We start from the raw sequence: 1,522 nt of genomic DNA on the forward strand, positions 1-1,522 counted from the left end.
GAATCCTACAATCTTTCCATCATTTTCCCTGTCTTTAATCACCAAAAACAGATCCGGAGCAACTTTGATACGTGCCTTCATATGTTCCGGAGTGCATGCTTCATTTGGAGGGAAGCATATCTGTTCGATCTTCACAACTTCATCTGATAACTCAGGTTTGATTTCACAAAACTCAAAACGTTTATATATCCCCGGTTCTTTTACATCAAGTTCTGACAGCATACGTCTTGCTCTCTCACGGCCTTTCTCCGTAAGATATGCATACTTATTCTTTGGATTAATGATAAGGTCTTCCTTATCAAGTCTATCCATCGCATCAAAATCATAGTTCTTCCACGCAAGTTCATTAAAAGGCCTGCCTTCTCCGTCATTAAAACGTGTAAGATACATAAGTGCCAGTATCATATCATCAATGGCTTCTTCCCGTGTTCTCATTTTTCCTTTATCCTTTCAAGCTGGACTTCTCTTACAGACAAAAGATGTCCTGTATCAGTCTCTTTCCGCTTTCTGTTTTCATTATTTTACTCATAAAATTCTCGATATTTTCCCGGCTGTATCCGTTCTCAGTGGCATTTGCTATGTAATCCGCCTCAATCAGAATCTGATAATCGATGCCGTCGATCTCCTGTAAGGTATGGTGATGACCAACAAGGTAGGCAACCCGATCAATCTGGCTTTCACTCATGTCACAGTCGGAAAGGAATTTGTTCGTCAGGGGAACACCTTCTTCCTGATGTTTTCCGTTTGTATTTCCATACTTCTCGCGGCAAATGGGACAGGCAATATCGTGGGTAATTGCGGCAACTTCAAGGATAAACTGTGTGTCCTTATTAATCCCTTCTAATTCTCCGATGGTTTTTGCATACGTCCATACGCGGATAAGATGGTCGATATCATGAATGTTGCCATTGGAATAAGCGATCATTTTTCTCAAAATCTCTGATATTGTCACAATTTCCTCCAGATAGTAATTATGCTTAATCTGTATAATATCTCAATGAAGTGGTGGCAGCCCGTGGATATCATAATTGTCATAATAGATATCGAAGGCCGTTTCCACGTCCCCGAACAGCTCTATGAGCGCTCCTGCCTGAAACATGGTAGAAAGCGACCCGGAAGGCGCCTTCCATGCGGCGTTGGAGATCACCTCAAGCTTTTCGTTGCCAGGAGCATTTGCCCTGAGGATCGATTCAGCCTTAAAAAGCAGCTCCCCGGTCGTAATGTGGTAGTCGCTCGACACGATTGCAAGTTTCTTTACCGACGGATAGAGCGATGTCAGAATGTCATAGGTGAAAATGGCATTCTGGGCGGTGGTAATGGAATTGTCTTCAATAATGATTCGCTTTTTATCTACACCATGCTCAATCATCCACTTCGACATTTCACCGGCTTCTGAAGCGGACTCATTATCAGAAGCTGTTCCGCCTCCCGTGCAGACAATATACGCATTCGGATACTTTTTTGCACTGTTAAGAGCAACGGTAAGGCGCTTAACAAGTTCCTCTTTCATTGTTCCGTCAGG

Annotated in this window: 3 protein-coding genes; all 3 read right to left on the reverse strand. The window is 42.9% G+C overall.

Translation table 11 applies throughout. The features are described from left to right. The coding region (locus BLV86_RS17430) for a DUF6429 family protein (RefSeq protein ID WP_242873358.1) at nucleotides 1–435 on the reverse strand (435 nt) is incomplete at its 3' end. Between the two features lie 31 nt (nucleotides 436–466). Continuing rightward, nucleotides 467–952, reverse strand: a complete 486-nt coding sequence (locus BLV86_RS17435) for an HD domain-containing protein (protein WP_242873359.1) — start codon at nucleotides 950–952, stop codon at nucleotides 467–469. A gap of 42 nt (nucleotides 953–994) precedes the next feature. Further along, nucleotides 995–1,522, reverse strand: a 528-nt coding sequence (locus BLV86_RS17440) for a YdcF family protein (protein ID WP_139297973.1), incomplete at its 5' end; no start/stop codon positions are given.

This window comes from Oribacterium sp. KHPX15, from assembly GCF_900107835.1.
In the GTDB taxonomy this organism is placed as follows: Bacteria; Bacillota; Clostridia; order Lachnospirales; family Lachnospiraceae; genus Oribacterium.